Origin of the sequence: Pasteurella multocida (assembly GCF_900187275.1) — a bacterium.
In the GTDB taxonomy this organism is placed as follows: domain Bacteria; phylum Pseudomonadota; class Gammaproteobacteria; order Enterobacterales; family Pasteurellaceae; genus Pasteurella; species Pasteurella multocida.
The window spans coordinates 2,110,250-2,129,134 of record NZ_LT906458.1 but is presented as its reverse complement, the minus strand read 5'-3'; the positions used below and the strand labels follow the sequence as shown (position 1 = coordinate 2,129,134).

Genomic DNA, 18,885 nt, shown 5'->3' with positions numbered 1-18,885 from the left:
CTATTGAAAATATGACATTTAATAGGTTTGAATTAAATATATCGCTTAAAGACTCTTGAAAATGGTAAAAAGGGGCTTATTTATTCCTTGTAAATCGAAGGGATATTTGAACATTCCCTAACCCGATTTAATTTTTACAGGAGAGCAAATATGAATATCGAAAAATTTACGACAAAATTTCAACAAGCGCTGCAAGAGGCGCAATCTTTAGCCATTGGCAAAGATAACCAATTTATTGAACCCATCCATTTACTCACCGCTTTGTTAAATCAACAAGGTGGTTCCACTGCGCCAATTTTAACGGCAAGTGGGGCAAACTTACCGCTCTTGCGTAATGAATTAAATGCCGAGCTTAGTAAATTACCACAAGTGTCAGGCAGCGGTGGTGATGTACAAGTTTCACGGAGTTTAGTGAATCTATTAAACTTGTGCGACAAGTTAGCACAGCAACGCCAAGATAAATTTATTTCCTCTGAATTGTTTTTACTGGCAGCGTTAGAAGACAAAACACTTGGTGATGTGTTGAAAAAGTGCGGTGTGAAAAAAGAAAATTTACAACAGGCAATAGAGAAAGTCCGTGGCGGACAAAATGTGAATGATCCAAATGCGGAAGAAAGTCGCCAAGCGTTAGAAAAATATACGATTGATTTAACGGCGCGTGCAGAAAGCGGCAAACTTGACCCCGTGATTGGGCGTGATGAAGAAATTCGTCGTGCCATTCAAGTATTACAACGCCGTACTAAAAACAACCCAGTGTTAATCGGTGAACCGGGCGTGGGGAAAACTGCGATTGTCGAAGGGCTGGCGCAACGCATTGTCAATGGTGAAGTACCCGAAGGCTTGAAAAATAAGCGCGTTCTGTCTTTAGATATGGGGGCATTGATTGCTGGTGCAAAATACCGTGGTGAATTTGAAGAACGTTTAAAAGCGGTGTTAAATGAACTGTCAAAAGAAGAAGGACGCGTGATTCTCTTTATTGATGAAATTCACACCATGGTGGGAGCAGGGAAAACCGATGGCGCGATGGATGCCGGTAACTTGCTCAAACCAAGCTTAGCCCGTGGGGAATTACACTGCGTGGGGGCGACGACACTAGATGAATATCGTCAATACATAGAGAAAGATGCCGCCCTTGAGCGTCGTTTCCAAAAAGTGTTTGTTGGTGAGCCAACGGTGGAAGATACCATTGCGATCTTACGTGGGTTAAAAGAACGTTACGAAATCCACCACCATGTTCAAATTACTGACCCTGCGATCGTGGCGGCAGCGACCCTTTCTCATCGTTATGTATCTGATCGTCAGCTACCTGATAAAGCGATTGATTTAATTGATGAAGCAGCATCGAGCATTCGTATGGAAATTGACTCTAAACCTCAGCCGTTAGATCGTTTAGAGCGCCGTATTATTCAATTAAAATTAGAGCAACAAGCGCTACAAAAAGAAGATGATGATGCGAGTCGTAAACGTTTAGCGATGCTTGAAAAAGAATTAGGTGAAAAAGAACGTGAATATGCGGAATTAGAAGATGTTTGGAAAGCTGAAAAAGCCGCCCTTTCAGGCACACAGCATATTAAAGCGGAGCTAGACAGTGCCAAAACACAAATGGAACAAGCTCGCCGTGCCAGTGACTTCGCAAAAATGTCGGAATTACAATACGGAGTGATCCCCGCGCTAGAAAAACAATTGGCGCAAGCAGAATCCGCTGAAGGCAAAGAAATGACTTTACTGCGCTATCGTGTGACCGACGAGGAAATTGCCGAAGTGCTTTCGCGCGCAACTGGTATTCCTGTGGCGAAGATGATGGAAGGGGAAAAAGAAAAACTCTTACGTATGGAAGAAGAATTGCACAAACGAGTGATTGGTCAACATGAAGCCATTGAAGCAGTATCGAATGCAATTCGCCGTAGCCGTGCCGGGTTATCCGATCCAAATCGTCCAATTGGATCGTTCTTGTTCTTAGGTCCAACCGGGGTCGGGAAAACAGAACTTTGTAAAACCCTTGCCAATTTCCTGTTTGATGACGAAAACGCGATGGTGCGTATTGATATGTCAGAATTTATGGAAAAACACAGTGTTTCACGCTTAGTGGGCGCCCCTCCAGGTTATGTGGGTTACGAAGAAGGCGGCTATTTAACCGAAGCCGTTCGTCGTCGCCCTTATTCCGTGATCTTGCTTGATGAAGTGGAAAAAGCACACCATGATGTGTTTAATATTTTATTACAAGTGTTAGATGATGGACGCTTAACCGATGGACAAGGGCGCACCGTGGATTTCCGCAATACTGTGGTAATCATGACATCTAACTTAGGCTCACACTTGATCCAAGAAAACAGTACATTGGATTACTCAAGTATGAAAGAGTTAGTGATGTCTGTGGTGGGACAACATTTCCGCCCAGAATTTATCAACCGTATTGATGAAACCGTCGTCTTCCACCCATTAGGTAAAGAAAACATTCGTGAGATTGCGACAATCCAACTTGCTCGCTTAATCAAACGTATGGAAAGCCATGGTTATCAATTACACTTCACCGATGCTTGCTTAGACTTTATTGGCGAAGTAGGTTACGATCCGGTGTATGGCGCACGTCCGTTAAAACGTGCAATTCAACAAGAAATTGAGAACCCGTTGGCACAACAAATTCTGTCAGGCAAATTATTACCGAATCAATTAGTCACCATTGACTATGTTGACGGAAAAGTGATTGCCAATCAGTAAATCTGTGTTTCATCTCTCAAGCCCAATGCTGATGCGTTGGGCTTTTTTTATCAAGTGCGGTCATCTTTTACAAAGTTTCTGTAAGGATTTCTCTCTTCTTTCGTCTAAATCACCATATCACTACCATTTATGTTTAATTTACTTTAGGAGAACTTTATGAAAAAACTTTTGACCTTCGTTGCTACTTGCTTACTGTCCGTTCAAGCTTTTGCGGTGGATTTCAAACCATTTGAACAAGCAGCATTTGATGTAGCCTTACAAAGCGATAAACCGGTTTTAGTCGATGTTTATGCCAATTGGTGTCCAACTTGCAAACGTCAAGTCAACGTACTTGAGCCAATGTTAAAAGAGGCACAATTTAAAGATTACACTGTCTTTAAAGTGGATTATGACGAACATAAAGATGCCTTAAAACATTTCAATGTCACTCGTCAAAGTACCTTAATTCTGTTTAACCAAGGCAAAGAAGTACGCCGCAGTATTGCTGAAACAAGCGAAGACGGTTTGCGTCGTTTTATCACCCTCCCATAAGGAAACTGACATAATATGGATATCAGTGTCACCGTTTTAGGCTTAAGTTTACTGGCAGGATTGCTTACTACTCTTTCCCCATGTGTTTTACCTATTCTGCCAATTGTCGCCTCTTCCGCCATGGCAAAACGGAAAGTCGGCTTATTTACCCTAGCCTTTGGTATGGCAATTTCTTTTACCCTAGTTGGTACGGTCATTGCGTCTATCGGTTTAGCATTAGGTCTCAATAGCGAATATTTACGTTATGGCGCGGCGATCTTGATGCTGTTAGTCGCCTTCTGGCTACTCAGCTCACGCTTACAAGCCTTGTTGAGTCGCTACACATCACTGCTCACTGGAAAAGGGGAAGCTTGGTTAAGTGGCTTTAACCCAGAGTCCGCGACAGGACAATTTTTTGTTGGTTTATTGCTAGGTATTGTTTGGGCGCCTTGTATTGGTCCGACGTTAGGTGCCGCAATAGCGCTTGCTAGCCAAGGAGAAGCCCTTGCCAGTGTAGCAATTGTGATGGTGATCTTCAGCTTAGGCGCGGTGATTCCATTAATTGCGATTGGATTACTCTCTCGCCAATTTTTCCGTGAAAAACGTGAAAGCCTCGCTAATGCGGGACAAAAAGGACGTATTGTGATGGGGTGGAGTTTGTTAGTGGTAGGCTTACTGGTCTTAACAGGCTTTGATAAACAAATTGAAATCTGGCTCGTTGAATTAAGTCCAGAATGGCTAACTAACTTAACAACCCGCTTTTAACTCTTAAAAAGTGCGGTACGTTTTTTCACATTATGATTAACGCAACGAAAAAAGGGCTGTTTATACAGCCCTTAAATCACGAATAAAACGATTATTCTACTGTTAATTTCTTACCATCATAACTCATTGTTTGTACAGCGCTTAATGGCTTACCACCATCAGTTTCACCGCCAATTAACAATACTTTATTATTATAAGAAACCGCTAAACCATAACCAATTGTTGCTGGTAATTCACCCACAATTTTCCAGTTACCGGTTTTGCCATCCAACGCATAAACTGCTTTATGATAGGTTTTCTTCAAGCCACCTGTACGGTGCGCATCCATAATCCCTTTTTCATAGTTTGCTAATGCACCAGGGAAGTTCGCACCACCTGTCACGATATAATGACCATTGGTATAACCACCCATACCGCCTGCAATACCATCTTGTTTGTCATAGCCTGTTGGTGCTGGTAAATCACCGAGTTTTTTCCAAGTAACGCCATCTTTACCAATCGTACCTAACGCAGTACCTGGCGAGCGTAAACCTGCTTTCACTTCACCATTCACGACTAATAATTTACCATCTTTAATCGCAACCGCAGCGCCTGCACGACCCGAATATGGGAAGTAGCCTTCGTTACGCCATACATTGTTAGCTGGCTCATAACTGATGATTTCTGGTGAGAAGAAGAAATCTTGTGCGCGTAAATTGAAATACGGGTCAAAGATCGCTTTTTCTTTCTCTTTATCACCACCTGCAGCTTTAACATCTTGGAATAAACCATTCCAAATTTCGTGGTTTACCCCACCTACGAAGTAAATTTTACCGCCATCTGCTGCAACACTCGCTCCCACAGATGTTGAACGAGGAGAACGTGTGCTTAATTTTGTCCACGTATTATCTGCCGGATTATACTCATAAGCATCATTGATAATTTGATTTTTCGCGACATCTGTATCTTGGAAACCACCAAACACATAAAGCTTACCATTCACACCCGCAGCAACAGGCTGATTACGTTTACCACCAGGGAATTCTGCAATTTCTTTCCACTCTTTTGGATCTTTCAAATTTAATGAATAGAATTTTGTTGTGCCAGTACCACCTAACCCCACATAAACGGTATCACCAATTAATGCACCTGCACCGGCTTTAATGCCTTCTGGTAAATCTGGATACTGACCTGCTTGTGCGGCAAATGCCGTTGCTGCTAATACCGTAAATAACGCTGTTTTTGTAAATTTCATTTTATTACCTCAATTAATTAGGTTAGTAAGAATGAATACCGATTCAGATAGCATAATTCTGAATGGCAAGTTTTTTAAATTAAAGCCAACCGAGTCCGATTGGCTTTGAATGCCATTTCTTCACGCCATTATGGCATCAGAAGATTTGGTATAAAGGTGATAATTTGTGGGAAAATTGTAATCAACACCAGTGTCACAAAAATTGGTACTAAGAAAGGTAAAACCCCTTTTGCGACTGTACTCACTGGCATATTACCAACACGTGCCACAACAAATAATGCCATTCCCATTGGTGGAGTCAAAATACCAATCATCATATTTAATGTGGTCATGACACCAAAGAAAATTAAGTCAATGCCAAAGTGAACCGCAATTGGAATTAACATTGGTAACACCAAGAATTGCAATGCTAAAGCATCAATAAACATACCAAGGAACAAGAGCAATAAGTTGATCATGACTAACACCATCGTTGGTGAATCGGCTACTGCAACAAAGACTTCTGCAATTTTCATAGCCACTTGCTCACGTGCAATCATGTCACCAAAGAAAGTGACCGTCATCACCATTAATGCTGTTACCCCTGTAATCGCCATTGCTTCAATACAGCTTTTGAACAACATTTGTAAATTCAACTCTCGGTAAACAAACATCCCGATAATAATGGAATAGAAGGCTGCAATCACCGCGGCTTCCGTTGGTGTAAAGAGACCAGAGAAAATACCACCGATAATCAAAATTGGGGTTAACACTGCCCAAATGGCCTTTTTAAATGCCTGACAACGTTGTTCAAGGGTCGCTTTAGGTGTTCTTGGATAACCACGTTTTTTCGCCACATAATAGTTCATGATCATTAACGCAATGGTTACGAGCACACCAGGAATAAAACCCGCAATAAATAATTTTGCAATAGATTGGTTAGAAATAACCCCATAGATAATCATCGCAATACTTGGTGGAACTAATGGACCGATAATACAAGAAGCAGCGGTAATCCCACCACAGATGTCATCGTCATACCCAGCATCACGCATGGCTTTAATTTCTAACTGGCCTAAACCACCTGCATCGGCAAGTGCAGAACCAGACATACCTGAGAAAATTAAACTTGCCCCGATATTCACGTGTCCCATACCACCACGGTAATGACCGAGCAAGGCACGTGCGAAATCAAAAATACGTTCTGTAATTCCGCCCGTATTCATTAAAATACCGGTTAAAATAAAGAACGGCACACTCAATAATGGGAAACTATTTAAACTGTCGGTGAGCTTGGTTGATGCCGAGTTAACAATATTCCAACGCGTCATCGCAAAATAAAGCAACGTCGCAATAAATAATGACCAACCTACCGGGGTTCCCACAAACATAATGACAAGCCAAATCACTAATGTGATATACACTGCATCACCACCAAATTTCACATAATTTGAAATACGGAGGACTTTATACCAATCTGGCTCAATCAATAAAATCGCAAAAATAATGACCGCACCAATCACAAATGCCGTGACAGGAATATAACTTAACTTATTTCTATAATTTTCAACTTGCGCTTGGAAAAAGCGGAATAACATTAAACAAGAAATAAAAGGCAATGCCGCATACATCCATTTTTCAGGCACAATCGTCTCGCGCCCAATTAAATCTGAAGCGAAAGCAGTTAACGCTTCCATTTTAAAACTGGAGTCGATCCAAACTTTAAAGCCTAAATGAATGAAAATAATGATGGAAATAAAGATGAGAACTTGAACAAAGGAGTTTGTCACCTTTCTCACTTTCTCGGGCATAAAGTTAGTTAAAAAATCAATATAAACATGCTGCTGACTACGGATACCCATGCTGATACCAAGTAGCCCGACATAGATAAATAGCAATCTTGCGAGTTCTTCACTCCAAATAAACGGTGACTGAAACACTTGACGAGCAATGATTTGTGCTAACAGAATTAAGAAAATTCCAATGAATAGCACACCGCCAATCCACTCTTCTAATTTATTTATTATTTTCATAGATACCTCAAGACAACCCAATAAAAAGGAACCTTATCCCTTAAGGCGCAGGGATAAGGTTACTATATTTATTTAGCGAGATTAGAAATTTCTTCAATCGCCATTTTACCGACTTCACCATTTTTCTTGAGATATTCATCATAGTATGGTGTAAGTGCTGCTTTAAATGGTTTTAAGTCTGGTTGTGTGACTGTCACACCTTGACTTTTGAAGAATTCAACTAAGCTGTTCTCACCGTCAACGAAGAGTTTAGTGTGATATTCAGCGGCTTTCGCTGCTGCATCTTTAACCACTTTTTGTAAATCTTCTGGTAAATCTGCCAACGTATCGTTACTGATTAAGTAAAGTTGGTCATTTAAGATGTGGTTAGTTAACGCTAAGTATTTTTGTACTTCATAGAATTTTTGTGCTTGGATTGTCGGTAATGGGTTTTCTTGACCATCCACAGAGTTTGTTTGAAGCGCAAGGTAAACTTCAGAGAATGCCATTGGTGTTGGCGCTGCACCCACGTATTTTGCATAAGCAAGGTTGGTTGCCGCGTTAGGTACACGTAATTTTAACCCTTTCATGTCTTCAATGCTGTTGATTGCACGGTTAGAAGTTGTTTGACGTGTACCGTTATACGCCACAGATAACACTTGTACGTTTAACTCTTTATCAATTTTTTTCAATAAACCTTGACCAAATTTTGTGTCGAGCAACGCTTTTTTAGAGGTTTCAAAATTAGGAATCATATAAGGCAACGCAAATACTTCTGCTTCTGGGAAGTAAATTTGGAAACGTGCTGATTCACCTAACGTAAAGTCTAATGCACCGTCTTTTAATTGTTTAATCATCACACGGTCATCACCTAACTGTGAGCTAGGGAAAATAGCCACATCAATTTTGCCATTGGATTTTTCTTTCACTTCTTTCGCAAAGAATTCTACTGCTTTATATTCGTTTGAGCTTGGACCCGCAACCATACCGAATTTAAGATCGTAATCTGCTGCAAATACAGAAGCTGAAACACCTAAACATAAAGATGCAAGTAGTAGTTTTTTAAATTTCATTATGAGTTCTCCTCTATTGGTTACGTTGGGATTACGTTAAAATGATGATGAAATAAATTTCACACGTTTGGCATTCTAAAGTGAAAAAACTATTTTTTATATAGAAAATGAAGTTTTATTTCATAAATGATAGGTTCGTCACAAAATTGAATATTTACCCCTACGGAAGATAAGTTTACTGTTTACCGGCATATCAGGTTTTATATAATACTTAGCGTTTTATTTCAAAATAGAGGTCCACACATGCTAAGTGATCAGGATATTTATCAACGCTATCAGAGCAAAATGGCGGAATTTTCCAAACCTGCCAATATCAGCTTAATTGGTCATTCACTTTTTGACATGTGGGACGAACAGGTAGCAGGCACACCTCAATTAGCGGGACAAACCGTCGCCAATTTAGGACTTTCTGGCGTCAGTACGCGACAATATTTGGATGTTATCGTTAAACCTAAACGGATTCAACAACTTGGACAATCTGTTTTTCTTTTTTTAGGCGTCAATGATATTTGTAAGGAAGAAACGTATTCACCGGCGCAAGTCATGCGATAGTTAAATGACATTCTGACTCACCTACACACCATTTCTCCTACGTCCCACTACTTTTTATTAGAAGCCACACCGGTCAATCAGATTAATACGGTCACTAACGCACAAATTCACAGGCTCAATACCTATTTAAAACAACATTGTCCGTCAGACGTGACTTACGTTGAAACACAAAAATACTTTTGTGATTCTAACGGTGAACTGGATTTACGCCTTTGTACCGACGGATTACATTTTAATGAGCAAGGTTATCAAGTGCTCAAAGCAATATTAGAACAGTGTATCGCAAACCAGCAAACACAAAAAATAGCAAGGATTGACAAATCATAACTAAAATTAAGCTGTCTATTCCCTATGAATAAATATGCGACAAAGATCTCAAATTTTTATTATTTTGGTTGTTATTTTTTAATTCTAAGATTAACCTATGCAAATTGGAGTCAATCTTCTTTTGATAAATTTAGACTGGAGTTAATATGTCAAAACTATCACATCCGCAAGTTTTAGAACAAATTAAATATGGCTTAATCGCATCTTGCCAGCCCGTAGATAATGGGCCAATGGACTCGCCAGAAATTGTTGCCGCCATGGCGCAAGCATCCGTTATCGGTGGTGCTGCCGGGTTACGTATTGAAGGGATCGAAAATTTAAAAGCCACGCGTAACGTCGTCAATGTACCGATTATTGGTATCGTTAAACGCGATTTACCTGACAGTCCCGTTCGTATTAGCCCATTTTTACAAGACATTGAAGAGTTAGCCGCAGCAGGCGCCGATATTATTGCTTTTGATGGTACCGATCGCGTCCGTCCAACTACACGTGAAGCCATTATTAAACGAATCAAAGAATTAGGTTGTTTAGCCATGGCGGATTGTTCTAATTTTGAAGAAGGGATGTATTGCCACAACTTAGGGGTAGAAATTATTGGTAGCACCATGTCTGGTTATACTGGCGGTGAAATTCCAGCTGAACCGGATTATCAGTTAGTCAAAGATTTGAATGCTGCTGGCTGCCGAGTGATGGCAGAAGGGCGCTATAACACCCCAGAATTGGCGAAAACCGCAATTGAGATTGGTGCTTACTCTGTCACCGTAGGATCTGCGCTGACTCGCCTCGAACATATCGTAAGCTGGTTTGCCGATGCCGTCAAATCGGCAAAATAAGTCATCACAGAAGGAGAGCCTATGCGCTGTTTAGCATTAGATATTGGTGGAACAAAAATTGCCTCGGCTATTGTAACAGACGGCAAAATAGAACAACGCCAACAGATTGCAACGCCACAAGCTGATGCTGCCAATGCGATGCATGACACACTGGCCAACATTCTTGCTTTGTATGCCGGACAATTCGATTACGTTGCAGTGGCTTCAACCGGCATCATTAATCATGGTGTGTTAACCGCCTTAAATCCAAAAAATTTAGGTGGTTTGGCGGAATTTCCCTTAAAAGAAAGCATTGCGCGCCATACGGACAAACCGATTGGCTTACTAAATGATGTGCAAGCTGCCGCGTGTGCGGAATATAAAGACGAAGATAAAAATGCGGTACAAAATTTTGTTTTTATCACCGTATCCACTGGGGTGGGCGGTGGCATTATTTTAGAACGCCGCTTATTGACAGAACCTAACGGCGTTGCCGGGCATATCGGACATACATTAGCAGACCCAAATGGTCCGGTTTGTGGTTGTGGGCGTGTAGGTTGTGTTGAAGCCGTCGCGGCTGGACGCGCAATTGAAGCCGTTTCTAGCCAATGGAATCCACCTTGCACACCAAAACAAGCTTTCGAGTTATTTAGAAAAAATGATGAAAAAGCGACCGCACTTATCCAGCGTTCAGCTAGCGCGATAGCCAACCTGATTGCAGATTTAGTGATTGGTTTAGATGTACAAAAAGTGGTAGTTGGTGGTAGTGTTGGTTTAGCGGAAGGTTACCTCCCCTTAGTCAAACAGTACCTCAACACGATGCCACATTTCTATCATTGTACCGTTGAACAAGCACGTCACGGACAAGATGCTGGGCTACTGGGTGCCGCTTGGTGGGTAGCCGATTGCCTAAAACAAGGCGTTCATTTGAAATAGGAGAATCATATGTTTATTGGGGACTTAACAAGAAACGATTTCAAATTAGGCTTACCTCCTGTTATTGCTGAGGTATGTGACTATTTAAATACCTTAGATTTAGCTGCTTTAGAAACTGGGCGTCATGACATTACTGAGCAAATTTATATGAATGTCATGGCATTTGATACCGCGGCGGCAGAAAGTAAACAAGCTGAGTTACATCGTCAATATATTGATGTACAAGTGTTGATCTCAGGACAGGAAAATATCGAATATAGTGTCGCTTATCCTACATTAGCCAACTATACCGAATACGATGAAAAAGACGATTATCAACTGACCCCAGAAATCGAGTATAAAAGTACACTCACATTAAAACCGAAAATGTTTGTGGTGTTCTTGCCTTATGAACCACATAAACCTGGCTGTAATGTGGATAACCAAGTGGTAAGTTTGAAAAAACTTGTCGTAAAAGTGCCGGTTGAATTGCTGTGATTCACCCCACATTGTAAGGAGCCTCTATGTTAATTAGTGGAAAAATTTTAGACACGATTGGTGCACTACATGATAGTTTAACCAAAACAGAAAAAAGAATTGCAGCGACAATTCTCGCCTCACCTGATTTATTAAGTCAGTCTTCACTGTCTGATATTGCTAAACATCTTGATGTGGGCGAAGCCACTTTCATTCGTTTCTGTCGTACATTAGGCTTTAGAGGCTTCACTGACTTTAAATTAGAACTTGCTATTGAATTAGCCACAAGAGAAAAGCAATATCATTCTTTACTTGATACGGACATTTCACCTTCTGATGATCCTAAAAATATCGCGGCGAAATTACAGGGTGCAGTGACGAATGTCATTGCTGAAACCATTAACTTACTCGATTTTAATGAGTTAGAAAAAGTGGTGAATACCATGATGAAAGCCAAACGTATTTTTCTCTTCGGCGTAGGCTCATCTGGAATAACCGCAGAAGATGCAAAAAATAAATTCATGCGCATCGGTTTACAAGTGGATTCCACCTCAAATAACCACTTTATGTATATGCAAGCTGCACTCATGCAAGAAGGTGATGTTGTAGTCGGTATTAGTCATTCTGGTTATTCGAAAGAAGTCATTCAAGCACTAAACATCGCGAAAAAGAATAGCGCAACCACTATCGCGATTACGCATAATTTGCGTTCACCCATTACGCACGCTGCGGATTATGTCCTGATTAATGGTAATCGCCAAGGGCAACTACAAGGTGATTCAATGGGAACAAAAATTGCTCAGCTTTTCGTTTTAGATTTGATCTACACCTTAATCGTACAAGCGACGGAAGATACAGCCACTAAAACGAAGCAAAAAACCGTTAACGTCATTCTCGAACAACGTGTTAAATAACACATCTATAGGAGTATCCAATGAAAAACTTAAAAGGTATCTTCAGTGCATTGTTAGTTTCTTTCAACGCTGATGGTTCAATCAATGAAAAAGGCTTACGTCAAATTGTTCGCTATAACATCGACAAGATGAAAGTGGATGGTCTTTACGTTGGCGGCAGTACAGGCGAAAACTTCATGCTTTCCACTGAAGAGAAAAAAGAAATCTTCCGTATTGCTAAAGATGAAGCGAAAGATGAGATCGCCCTCATTGCCCAAGTGGGAAGTGTGAACTTACAAGAAGCGATTGAGCTAGGTAAATATGCCACTGAACTCGGTTATGACAGCTTATCTGCGGTAACGCCATTCTATTACAAATTTAGTTTCCCAGAAATTAAACACTATTACGATAGCATCATCGAAGCCACTGGCAACTACATGATTGTTTACTCTATCCCATTCTTAACTGGCGTAAACATCGGTGTCGAACAATTTGGTGAACTTTACAAAAATCCAAAAGTTTTAGGGGTGAAATTTACCGCGGGTGATTTCTACTTATTAGAGCGCTTGAAAAAAGCCTATCCAAATCACTTAATCTGGGCTGGCTTCGATGAAATGATGTTACCTGCCGCCTCATTGGGTGTAGATGGTGCAATTGGTAGTACCTTCAACGTCAATGGTGTGCGCGCTCGTCAAATCTTTGAATTAACACAAGCAGGCAAATTAAAAGAAGCCCTTGAAATTCAACATGTGACAAATGACTTAATCGAAGGCATCTTAGCAAACGGTTTATACTTAACTATTAAAGAGTTATTGAAACTCGATGGTGTCGAAGCAGGTTACTGCCGTGAGCCAATGACAAAAGAATTAAGTCCAGAGAAAGTCGCATTTGCGAAAGAATTAAAAGCCAAATACCTTTCTTAATTTTGGAAAAAAGCAACCGCACTTTGATGTGTCAAGTGCGGTCAAAAAAGAGAAAAAACCGTTTAGTTAACGCTAAACGGTTTTATTTCATCTTACAAGTACGGTTTGCTCCACGCCAAGAAGGTGTTTTCATCAATCACTTTGACGCCAAGCTCATTGGCTTTTGTCAGTTTTGAACCTGCGCTGTCACCTGCCACCACCAGATCCGTTTTGGCAGAAACACTGCCACTGACTTTTGCTCCTAACTGCTGGAGTAAGGCTTTCGCTTCAGTCCGCCCCATTTGCGTTAAGGTGCCAGTTAACACCACTGTTTTCTCTTTAAATGGGTTATCTCCAACATCTTTGACTTCTACGGTTTCCCAATGGATGCCCTGCGCAATCAGATCATCGACTACTGCCACATTATGCGGTTCACGCCAGAACACAAAAATCCGATTAGCGACCACTTCGCCCACATCTTGTACTTCTTGTAGTTGCTCCAGCGTCGCTTCTTTTAATGCCTCTAAAGTCTTAAAATGATTGGCTAAGTTGAGTGCGGTGGCCTCGCCCACTTCCCGAATACCTAGCGCAAAAATAAAACGCGCTAAAGTCGTTTTTTTCGCTTTCTGTAAACTGTCGAGGGCATTTTGCGCAGATTTAAGCCCCATACGCTCTAAACGAGCCAACGTGTTGAGATCCAATTTAAATAAATCCGCTGGGGTATGAATTTGTTCTCTGTCCACCAACTGTTCAATAAGTTTTGCCCCAACACCATCAATATCCATGGCTTTACGTGAGACGAAATGTTTCAATGCTTCTTTACGTTGTGCCGCACAGAATAAACCGCCCGTACAACGGGCAACGGCCTCACCTTCAATACGTACAATCACCGAACCGCAAACTGGACATTCTGTCGGAAAAACGATCTTCTCTGCATTGGCTGGGCGTTTTTCATGTAACACACCAATAATTTGTGGAATCACATCTCCCGCGCGGCGAATAATCACCGTATCACCAATTGCCACATCCAAACGTGCAATTTCATCGCCATTATGCAGTGTCGCATTACTGACCGTCACGCCTGCGACAAACACAGGTTGTAACTTCGCGACTGGTGTAATTGCACCGGTTCTCCCTACTTGAAACTCTACCGCATTTAATACTGTCAATTCTTCTTGTGCGGGGAATTTATAGGCAATTGCCCAACGAGGCGCTTTCGAAATAAAACCTAATTCCTCTTGTAAAGCAATATCGTTGACTTTAATCACTGTCCCATCAATGTCATAGCCCAAAGTGCTCCGTTTTTGCATAATCGCGCGGTAGAAATTGAGCACATTTTCCGTCCCTTCACATAACTGAATCTCATTATTCACCGGAATACCAATGGATTTTAACCATTGTAAGCGTTCAAAATGGGTATCAGGTAAATCAATCCCCTCTGCGACACCAATGCTATACGCGTTTAATAGCAACGGACGTTGGCTAGTAATTCGCGGATCTAACTGACGCAATGATCCCGCTGCCGCATTACGTGGATTGGCAAAGGTCTTCTCCCCTCTGGCTAACGCTTTTTCATTTAATGCCTCAAAGCCCGCTTGCGACATAAAGACTTCTCCACGTACTTCCAAACGCGTCGGTGGATTTTCCATTAACAATTGCAAAGGGATATTACGTACTGTGCGAATATTTAACGTAATGTCTTCTCCTGTACTCCCATCACCACGGGTCGCTGCTTGTGTCAATTTTCCATCTACATACAAAATACTGACCGCCAACCCATCTAATTTCGGTTCGCAACAAAATTCAAGTAATTTAGGGGAAAAAACCAGACGGTCTTGAATACGTTTGACAAAAGCATGCAACTCTTCATCTGAAAATGCATTATCCAAGGACAGCATAGGCATTTCATGTTGCACTTGCGCAAACGCAGAAAGGGGTTTCGCGCCCACTCGTTGTGTAGGAGAGTCCGAGCTAAACCATTGTGGATATTGTTGTTCCAGCGTTTTTAAACGATGAAATAAACGATCGTATTCCGCATCAGGAATTTGTGGATTATCTAAGACATGATATTGATATTCATGATAACGTAGCGTTTGGCGTAATTGTTCTATTTCTAATTTAATACTGTCTGTCATATAAAATCCTGATAAAAATCACCGCACTTTTGCAGATTCGACGCGTAATTTTACAATACTTTGAGCCTATTGATTAAAGAAATTTAACACCTATTATTTTTATGTAATTTTAGCTCAATTATTGAACTAAAAATCTATTTTGTATAAAATTCATACATAACAAAAAACAAAATTACGTTAATACAGGACGTTTAACATGACTCATCTAAAAAAGTCTTCTTTACCACTAATTCTCACCTCCCTTTGTTTATCGTCAAATGTTTGGTCATCCGTTAATACAACATCTTGTGGTGAGGGATGTACAGTTACAGAAGAAATAGACACAGCAACTGACACACATATCATTACTATAGATGGCGATAAAACCCGATCTTATTCCCACCACCTAGCCGTTTTAGAAGATAATAAAAGATACCGTCTGACAAATCATCTACATTTAGAGAATGGAGATTATAAAGTCAATGCGCCTGAAAGAAATAATGCGCGCAGTGCGGAAATTATTAACCATGGCAAACTGATTAGCTCAGCCCCTGCTGGTGCCACCAGTGCAATTGATGCACAATGGGGCAATATTACTGAGAAATTGCATGTTACAAATTATGGCGAAATTCGAACAGATGGCTTAGGTGGCAATGAGTGTGCGATATGCTCTCGTTATTTTAAACGAGCAGGCACACTTGCTGAAAGTACTTTAAAAACGCCAACAGAAGTAGTTTACGAAGTACATAATCTCGGTAAAGAGGCACAACTCTTAGCGAATGGCGGACCGAGTATTTGGTTAGACAATGGAAAATTAACCAAAATCAATAATGAAGGCACTATTCTTTCTAAAAGTAAAGTTATCCCTTCCGTCGCAATTAGATACACGACTCATGCTGATTTACAAAATCGTGGCAATATCAAATCGCTTGGTCACAGTGCTGTTTTTATCCAAAATGCGAACAAGATAGACTTCATGAATAGTGGTAACCTCGAAAGCAGTGATCCCACTAAAACCGTCGTATCATTGGGCGGAGAATCTGTTTCTCTCATCAATGCAGGCAAGATCAGTTTTAGCCAGAACGACCTAACCAAACAAAGCCGTGCTATTGGGTTAACGGGCAGTGAAAAAGTAGAACTGATTCTCAAAACCGGGTCAGAAATTGACGGGTTCGTGGCTACGAGTGCTAACGGTAAAAACAATCAATTAATTTTGACAGAAACAGGGGAAGAACAGGGATTATTGTACGGTAAAAATAAATTCCAGAATTTTCATACCCTTACGATGCGTGGCGAAAAATGGACATTATCCGATCCTTTTATTTTTAAAGAAACAATGTATGCCGAATCAGGGCAACTCGTCTTGAAACAAGGTAGCTTAACGGCTGCAAATATCATATTAGGTGAAAAAAGTGAATTGATGTTTGCCAGTGATTATGAATTAAACGGTAAATTCACCCATCAGGGTAAGTTTACATTCGCACATCATGAACCGACACCAGTGTTTAAAAATGTGACTATCAATGAGGATTACCAAGGACATAACGGTACACTCCATTTATCTGCGGATTTTAATGGTACGACAAATCCAACCGACACTTTATTCATTCGAGGCAATGCAACAGGGAAAACACGCGTCGCGATTCACCATATTGGCAGCGATGCAGAAAACGCAGTCAACGGTGTCAAAATTATTGAAACAAACACCTCCACAGACAATGCGTTTGTCATTGATAATTATCTGTCAAAAGGTGCGTTTGTGTATCATCTTGAGAAACGACATGAAACCAACCAAGATAATTGGTATTTGACTAGCTACATTGGAGGGACACCAAGCTATCGCGCAGAAATGGCAAGCTATGCTAATAACCTCTATGCTGCCCACCAGCTTTTTCAACTACGTCTTGAAGACCGTTTATCTCGTCATCATTTTTTAAATCAATCTGCCGACAAAACATTTTGGATACGTGCTGTTGAAGGAACAAATCATAATCGAATACGTGATAACCAAAACACAACAAAAGCCCAACGTTATGTCACGCAATTAGGCAAAACTGTTATTAATCAAGCACATTATCATGCCGGTGTGATGTTCGGCTACGCCAAACAAAGCAGTAAAACACGCTCATCTCGTGTCGGGACTTCACGCGGCAAAGTACAAGGTTATGCACTTGGTGTTTATGGTACTTGGTATCAAAACCCAAATGATGACACCGGCTTATACATTGACAGTTGGCTACAATATCAATGGTTCAAAAATCAAGTGATCAATCCAGCCTCGTCTAGCGATAATTATCGTACACAGGGACTGAGTGCCTCACTTGAGCTAGGCTATCACTTGCCACTCGTTCAATATACCGTAGCAGATCTGAAACATAGCTTCAATATTCAGCCTCAAGCACAATTTATTTGGCAAAAGCTAAATAGCAAACAGCATAGAGATCCACAACAGACGTTGATTCATTATATAGGACAGCAAAATACACAAACACGTCTTGGTGTCAGATTCAGTTTAGATAGCCATTTCTTAAACACGCAATGGAATTTAAAACCTTACTTTGAGGTGAATTGGCTACATCACGCAAAAGACTACGGCATCACCATCAATGACGTAGTAAACCATATTGAAGGAGCAAAACAGCTATTTGAGTATAAGGCGGGTATCGCGTCTCAATTTGGTCGTCATCTGCGCTTTTGGCTAGACACCACACACCAAAGAGGAAAACAACAATTTAAAGATAATCAGCTTAATGTTGGTTTCAATATTCTGTTTTAACGAAATAATCGGGCTATTGAAATAAAAAGTGCGGTGAAAAAAACGGGATTTTTCACCGCACACGCTTATTGAGGTAATGCTTGTTATTCAAACCAAATTAAACTTGCCATACGACCAGTTCGTTGCTCTCGTCGATATGAAAAAAATTTCTCTTTCTGTGCGAATGTACAATAGTCACCACCGCTGACTTGGCTAATGCCTAGTCTATTGAGGCGTTGTGTAGCTAATAAATATAAATCTGCTAAATATCTTTCTTTAACATCAGGATCTGGTAAAAAAGCGCACTCAGCATCAGGATCTTGCTGTATAAATTGTTCCCGTACTTCTTTGCCCACTTGAAAATGAGGCTGACTAATCGCCGGTCCCAACCAAGCAATAAGTTGCTCGGCAGGCGTATTAAATTTCTCCACCGTTCGCTCTAAAATCCCATGACACAGCCCTCGCCAGCCTGCATGTGCCGCTGCAACCTCATTTCCCGCTGTATTTGTCAACAACACTGGTAAACAGTCAGCTGTCATAACTAAACAGACTTGATTTGCTTGGTTGCTATACACGGCATCTGCTTCGAAATTATGCGCTGTTGTAGGTAGAGTCAGTACATGTGTGCTGTGTATCTGGTTTAAAAAACGTGGGAATTGGGGTAATTTTAACGTATCGACCAATAAAGTGCGGTTACGTTCCACTGTTTTTGGATCATCGCCTACATGATCACCTAAATTCAAACTAGCATAAGGTGGCGAGCTATATCCACCTTGCGTTAAAGTACTAAACGCACGAACATGCGTTGGCGCATGCCAATTGGGTTTGAGTACATCCATTCGATCAC

General features: G+C 40.9%; 14 protein-coding genes and 1 pseudogene. 10 read left to right on the top strand and 5 right to left on the bottom strand.

The window, feature by feature from the left end:
- Positions 1–150: 150 nt before the first annotated feature.
- From clpB to CKV69_RS09900, 3 genes are all read left to right on the top strand, one after another.
- Positions 151–2,718, top strand: a complete 2,568-nt coding sequence (clpB, locus tag CKV69_RS09910) for an ATP-dependent chaperone ClpB (RefSeq protein ID WP_015702679.1) — start codon at positions 151–153, stop codon at positions 2,716–2,718.
- 156 nt (positions 2,719–2,874) lie between these two features.
- Positions 2,875–3,249, top strand: a complete 375-nt coding sequence (locus CKV69_RS09905) for a thioredoxin family protein (RefSeq protein ID WP_005718682.1) — start codon at positions 2,875–2,877, stop codon at positions 3,247–3,249.
- 15 nt (positions 3,250–3,264) lie between these two features.
- Positions 3,265–3,993 carry a cytochrome c biogenesis CcdA family protein gene (locus CKV69_RS09900; protein WP_005718684.1) on the top strand — a complete coding sequence of 243 codons (729 nt, stop codon included), beginning with the start codon at positions 3,265–3,267 and terminating at the stop codon, positions 3,991–3,993.
- A gap of 91 nt (positions 3,994–4,084) precedes the next feature.
- Here the strand turns inward: CKV69_RS09900 and CKV69_RS09895 are convergent, their stop codons facing one another.
- From CKV69_RS09895 to CKV69_RS09885, 3 genes are all read right to left on the bottom strand, one after another.
- Positions 4,085–5,227 carry an N-acetylneuraminate epimerase gene (locus CKV69_RS09895; RefSeq protein ID WP_005724596.1) on the bottom strand — a complete coding sequence of 381 codons (1,143 nt, stop codon included), beginning with the start codon at positions 5,225–5,227 and terminating at the stop codon, positions 4,085–4,087.
- Between the two features lie 128 nt (positions 5,228–5,355).
- Entirely contained in the window at positions 5,356–7,239 is a 1,884-nt protein-coding gene (locus CKV69_RS09890; RefSeq protein ID WP_015702678.1) for a TRAP transporter large permease, read from the bottom strand.
- Between the two features lie 68 nt (positions 7,240–7,307).
- The gene (locus tag CKV69_RS09885; protein WP_005724599.1) at positions 7,308–8,291 is read right to left on the bottom strand and encodes a sialic acid TRAP transporter substrate-binding protein SiaP; all 984 of its coding nucleotides are present in this window, start codon (positions 8,289–8,291) and stop codon (positions 7,308–7,310) included.
- Positions 8,292–8,534: 243 nt separating this feature from the next.
- On the opposite strand from CKV69_RS09885, the pseudogene CKV69_RS09880 reads away from it, so the two are divergent.
- From CKV69_RS09880 to nanA, 6 genes and pseudogenes are all read left to right on the top strand, one after another.
- Positions 8,535–9,170: pseudogene (locus CKV69_RS09880) on the top strand (SGNH/GDSL hydrolase family protein).
- Between the two features lie 146 nt (positions 9,171–9,316).
- Positions 9,317–10,003 (top strand): N-acetylmannosamine-6-phosphate 2-epimerase, encoded by a 687-nt coding sequence (locus CKV69_RS09875; protein ID WP_005724602.1) that lies wholly within the window; start codon positions 9,317–9,319, stop codon positions 10,001–10,003.
- Positions 10,004–10,024: 21 nt separating this feature from the next.
- A complete protein-coding gene (locus tag CKV69_RS09870; protein WP_005752223.1) occupies positions 10,025–10,918 on the top strand; it encodes an N-acetylmannosamine kinase in 894 nt (297 codons plus the stop codon).
- A 9-nt stretch (positions 10,919–10,927) separates the two neighbouring features.
- Positions 10,928–11,395 (top strand): N-acetylneuraminate anomerase, encoded by a 468-nt coding sequence (gene nanQ / locus CKV69_RS09865; protein ID WP_005755298.1) that lies wholly within the window; start codon positions 10,928–10,930, stop codon positions 11,393–11,395.
- Positions 11,396–11,421: 26 nt separating this feature from the next.
- On the top strand, positions 11,422–12,288 hold the full coding sequence (locus CKV69_RS09860) for a MurR/RpiR family transcriptional regulator (RefSeq protein ID WP_005718698.1): 867 nt from the start codon (positions 11,422–11,424) through the stop codon (positions 12,286–12,288).
- Positions 12,289–12,308: 20 nt separating this feature from the next.
- Positions 12,309–13,190: an N-acetylneuraminate lyase gene (nanA, locus tag CKV69_RS09855; protein WP_005718701.1), complete on the top strand. Its 882-nt coding sequence runs from the start codon at positions 12,309–12,311 to the stop codon at positions 13,188–13,190.
- A gap of 92 nt (positions 13,191–13,282) precedes the next feature.
- Here the strand turns inward: nanA and ligA are convergent, their stop codons facing one another.
- Complete coding sequence (gene ligA, locus CKV69_RS09850; protein ID WP_005752224.1) at positions 13,283–15,304, bottom strand: NAD-dependent DNA ligase LigA; 2,022 nt, start codon at positions 15,302–15,304, stop codon at positions 13,283–13,285.
- A gap of 196 nt (positions 15,305–15,500) precedes the next feature.
- Here ligA and CKV69_RS09845 point away from each other — a divergent pair, with 196 nt between their 5' ends.
- Positions 15,501–18,059 carry an autotransporter outer membrane beta-barrel domain-containing protein gene (locus tag CKV69_RS09845; protein ID WP_025248555.1) on the top strand — a complete coding sequence of 853 codons (2,559 nt, stop codon included), beginning with the start codon at positions 15,501–15,503 and terminating at the stop codon, positions 18,057–18,059.
- An 83-nt stretch (positions 18,060–18,142) separates the two neighbouring features.
- On the opposite strand, the gene pgeF is transcribed toward CKV69_RS09845, so the two are convergent.
- Positions 18,143–18,877 carry a peptidoglycan editing factor PgeF gene (pgeF, locus tag CKV69_RS09840; protein ID WP_015702675.1) on the bottom strand — a complete coding sequence of 245 codons (735 nt, stop codon included), beginning with the start codon at positions 18,875–18,877 and terminating at the stop codon, positions 18,143–18,145.
- Positions 18,878–18,885: the final 8 nt, after the last annotated feature.

Excerpts from the sequence above, each read along its gene's own strand:
- clpB (WP_015702679.1), top strand. The coding sequence starts at position 151 with ATGAATATCGAAAAATTTACGACAAAATTTCAACAAGCGCTGCAAGAG.
- CKV69_RS09905 (WP_005718682.1), top strand. The coding sequence starts at position 2,875 with ATGAAAAAACTTTTGACCTTCGTTGCTACTTGCTTACTGTCCGTTCAA.
- CKV69_RS09900 (WP_005718684.1), top strand. The coding sequence starts at position 3,265 with ATGGATATCAGTGTCACCGTTTTAGGCTTAAGTTTACTGGCAGGATTG.
- CKV69_RS09895 (WP_005724596.1), bottom strand. The coding sequence starts at position 5,227 with ATGAAATTTACAAAAACAGCGTTATTTACGGTATTAGCAGCAACGGCA.
- CKV69_RS09890 (WP_015702678.1), bottom strand. The coding sequence starts at position 7,239 with ATGAAAATAATAAATAAATTAGAAGAGTGGATTGGCGGTGTGCTATTC.
- CKV69_RS09885 (WP_005724599.1), bottom strand. The coding sequence starts at position 8,291 with ATGAAATTTAAAAAACTACTACTTGCATCTTTATGTTTAGGTGTTTCA.
- CKV69_RS09875 (WP_005724602.1), top strand. The coding sequence starts at position 9,317 with ATGTCAAAACTATCACATCCGCAAGTTTTAGAACAAATTAAATATGGC.
- CKV69_RS09870 (WP_005752223.1), top strand. The coding sequence starts at position 10,025 with ATGCGCTGTTTAGCATTAGATATTGGTGGAACAAAAATTGCCTCGGCT.
- nanQ (WP_005755298.1), top strand. The coding sequence starts at position 10,928 with ATGTTTATTGGGGACTTAACAAGAAACGATTTCAAATTAGGCTTACCT.
- CKV69_RS09860 (WP_005718698.1), top strand. The coding sequence starts at position 11,422 with ATGTTAATTAGTGGAAAAATTTTAGACACGATTGGTGCACTACATGAT.
- nanA (WP_005718701.1), top strand. The coding sequence starts at position 12,309 with ATGAAAAACTTAAAAGGTATCTTCAGTGCATTGTTAGTTTCTTTCAAC.
- ligA (WP_005752224.1), bottom strand. The coding sequence starts at position 15,304 with ATGACAGACAGTATTAAATTAGAAATAGAACAATTACGCCAAACGCTA.
- CKV69_RS09845 (WP_025248555.1), top strand. The coding sequence starts at position 15,501 with ATGACTCATCTAAAAAAGTCTTCTTTACCACTAATTCTCACCTCCCTT.
- pgeF (WP_015702675.1), bottom strand. The coding sequence starts at position 18,877 with ATGGATGTACTCAAACCCAATTGGCATGCGCCAACGCATGTTCGTGCG.